Source organism: Xanthovirga aplysinae (genome assembly GCF_009711365.1).
Lineage (GTDB): Bacteria > Bacteroidota > Bacteroidia > Cytophagales > Cyclobacteriaceae > Xanthovirga > Xanthovirga aplysinae.
The window spans coordinates 1-3,208 of the sequence record NZ_SMMB01000673.1; the positions used below are offsets into that span (position 1 = coordinate 1).

Sequence of the window (3,208 nt, forward strand, 5' to 3'; positions counted from 1 at the left end):
CTCTTAATGCGTTGTAAAGTAAATCTTGGTACTAAGGAATGTTACTGAGCCTACTTCAAACCAAATAAAACATGATTAAAAAAAATAATTGGCAAACAACCAAAGGTTTTTTCTTGTGTAGTTTTAAACAATTTATAATTAATTTATTCTCCCCATTTCCATTCTCCACCCAGAACAAGTTTTTCCTTTAAACCATTCTCAATTAAAAAATCTCGATTGGCCTCATGGTTTAGTTTTTGGGCCGGTAAATTATTAGCATTAGCCAATTCATATAACATCATACTTCCAAAACGAACTGTATTCTCTAGGTGAGTTTCATCCACCAAATCAAAACTATCACAGTCTGAATGATAACAAGAATAAACCTTAGGATCTAAATTACTAACCAAACCTACCACCGGAATTCCTTCCAACATAAAAGGTTGGTGATCACTATGAAGGCCTGCCCTATTTCTATTTTTATTGGTAAAGACGGTATCAATTGAACGGATTTTTTCCCCAACTTTACCAAAGAAGACTTTAGCTTCCTTACGACCACTTGCATTAAAACCAATTGGGTTTCCAGACATATCTACATTCATCATATATTTTACCTGCCCCAGTTTTTGGTCCTTCTTTAGTTTTTCCACCATTACCTTTGAACCTAAAAGTCCTTGCTCTTCTCCCATAAACATCACAAACTCAATCGTTCTTTTTGTCTTTAAATCCAAGGCTTTAAATGTTCTTGCCATATCCAACACAGCAAAGGAACCAATCCCATTATCAATAGCTCCAGTAGCCAAATCCCAGGAGTCCAAATGTCCTCCAATAACAATCTTTTCTTCCGGCAACCCACTACCCTTCAATGTAGCGATGACATTTCTGGCCATAATGGGTTCCACCACATTTTCCATTTCAATTTTTGCCGTAATTTTATCCTTCTTTAAAGCTTCTTTTAAGGCCATCCCCTCTTCTTTGCCAATACAAACTGCGGGAATTGAAATCAACCCTCCATCAATAGAGGCAGTTCCGGTGAGCAACACTCCTCCGTCTACCCGATTAATAATAACAACACCAGTAGCCCCATGCTTAATAGCAAGAGCAGTCTTTTCAGAACGGTGTAAATTATGGCTGGATTTTGGGCTATCTGGTAAAATATCAATATAAACCAGAGCAATATTACCTTTTATTATTTCCTCTTTTCCTTTGTAATCCTCCGGAAAACCATTTCCCAAATCTACTAATTGACCTTCTACTTTTGCCTGAATAGGAGAATGAGCAAGGCTAACTGCAGGAATAGCTTTGGATTCATTAGAATTCATCAGATTTAAGGAAACACTTTTCCTACTCCAAGCTTCTACCTCAAATTCCTGATAGGTTACATCCTCAAAGCCATAGGATTGGAGCAAATCATGTGCATATTGTTCAGCTTTATGACCATTTTCAGACCCTGTGAGACGATGCCCTATTGTTTGGCTGGCTTCCTCCAAAGTAGCATAAGCTTGGGAATTGTTTATCACCTCCTCATTAATAGCTGATAAAATTTTATGTTCATCCTTTGAAGTACTTTGACAAGCCATAAGAAATAAAAAAACAATCGGAAAAATGAATTTCCGGAGAAAAGGATAACAGATTTTAAAACCTAGTTTGTCAGTATGAATCATAATTTGCAAGTTAAAACATCTTAAAATATCTAAATCTTGATTTTCTGTTTCTAAGTATAATAAGATTTTGCCGAATCTTGATTAGTATTCCAAATAGATAATAGGATTATGAGAATGACAATTTCTTTGTTTTTACCCAATAAAAGTAAATATAAATAGTCTCCTAAACAGTTTTTTATTCTAAAGTTTCTTAGTTAACGTCCGCCGTCCCATTCAGCAAGGAATTGCTCCAAAAAATCTTCCATATACTTGTGACGCTGATTAGCGAGTTCTCTCCCGGTTTTTGTATTCATTCCTTCCTTTAAAAGCAAAAGCTTTTCGTAAAAATGATTGATGGTTGGGCCGGTATTTTTCTTATACTCCTCCTTAGTCATATTTAAAACCGGTTTCACTTTAGGGTCATGCAAGGAACGATTTTTAAAACCTCCATAACTAAAGGCCCTCGCAATTCCAATAGCTCCAATGGCATCCAATCTATCGGCATCCTGCACTACCTCCATTTCCAAAGAGTTAAAAGAGGATTTTCCCTCCATAGAATTTTTAAAAGACATGTATTGGATAATTTTCTGAACATGCTCCACTACATTGGGTGAAATTTCCAATCCCTCTAAAAATTCACCCGCTTTCTGAGGGCCCAATTCTTCATTACCGTTATGAAACTTAGAATCCGCTATATCATGTAAAAGAGCCGCAAGCTCTACTACCAGCATGTCAACAGGCAAATTAGTAGCAATAGAACGAGCATTATTCCATACTCGATGAATATGCCACCAATCATGTCCTCCTTCGGCTCCGGCAAGACTTTCTTTCACAAAAGCCATAGTTTTTTCTATTATTTCCTTATTTTTCATCAACATTAATATTAGACAGCCTTCATTTCAATAAATTAAACCCTAGAAAATAGATTCTGAAACCAAAAATGGCACACCATTCCCTTCAATAATGACTTTCCCTTCCTTTTTTGTTGTAAGATTTTGCTTTTTCTCCAAAATGAAATTCTCAAAGTTTGATTCCAAGCCTTGAATGGTAAGAGAACAGGATGAGGCCAAAGGAATTAATTGAATTTCTTCATTTTTTGGAATCCACTTTTCAAACCGCTCTTTGATAAGTTGATATTTTCTATTTCGGTCATAAAATACAATCCTTAACTGATTCATCGCATTCAAACAAAATTCCATGCGAGAGGATTGCCCTTTTGTCAAAGGATCAGATAACACATTTACAGCAGTTTCTTTTTTACTTATTAAAAAATAAATGGCATTTAATAGAGGATCTTCGCCTTCAGGAAATGAAAGAAACTTGATTGGCGCCTGTTCCACTAAATGTTTGTGCCAATCCCTTAAAGTCGGCTCCTGACAAATTACCACATCTATTTTTATACCCCATTCTAAAACCTTCTCCAAAGCCTCTTCCGCAACAAGGACTGTTGGACTCCATTCTAAAAACCCTTGAATTTGATCCAAAGGCAAGCTCTCCGGGTCCATAATCAACAAAGCAGGTTCCTGCCCTTCTCTCACAAAATGATGTGACGACATATTTTTTGAATTTATCCTACAACGTTAAAA

The 3,208-nt window shown here is 36.1% G+C and carries 3 protein-coding genes; all 3 read right to left on the bottom strand.

Annotation, left to right across the window (positions count from 1 at the left end; all coding sequences use genetic code 11):
• Nucleotides 1-143 precede the first annotated feature (143 nt).
• The 3 genes from E1171_RS03995 to E1171_RS04005 all read right to left on the bottom strand — a co-directional run bounded on the left by E1171_RS03995 (nucleotide 144) and on the right by E1171_RS04005 (nucleotide 3,178).
• On the bottom strand, nucleotides 144-1,643 hold the full coding sequence (locus tag E1171_RS03995; RefSeq protein ID WP_187696241.1) for a M20/M25/M40 family metallo-hydrolase: 1,500 nt from the start codon (nucleotides 1,641-1,643) through the stop codon (nucleotides 144-146).
• 194 nt (nucleotides 1,644-1,837) lie between these two features.
• Nucleotides 1,838-2,494, bottom strand: coding sequence for an HD domain-containing protein (locus E1171_RS04000; RefSeq protein WP_155204332.1), 657 nt, complete (start codon nucleotides 2,492-2,494; stop codon nucleotides 1,838-1,840).
• Nucleotides 2,495-2,536: 42 nt separating this feature from the next.
• A complete protein-coding gene (locus tag E1171_RS04005; RefSeq protein WP_155204335.1) occupies nucleotides 2,537-3,178 on the bottom strand; it encodes a hypothetical protein in 642 nt (213 codons plus the stop codon).
• Between the last annotated feature and the right edge of the window lie 30 nt (nucleotides 3,179-3,208).

Bases quoted from the DNA above. Each gene is read 5' to 3' on its own strand.
- E1171_RS04000 (WP_155204332.1), bottom strand. From the start codon at position 2,494: ATGAAAAATAAGGAAATAATAGAAAAAACTATGGCTTTTGTGAAAGAA.
- E1171_RS04005 (WP_155204335.1), bottom strand. From the start codon at position 3,178: ATGTCGTCACATCATTTTGTGAGAGAAGGGCAGGAACCTGCTTTGTTG.
- E1171_RS03995 (WP_187696241.1), bottom strand. From the start codon at position 1,643: ATGATTCATACTGACAAACTAGGTTTTAAAATCTGTTATCCTTTTCTC.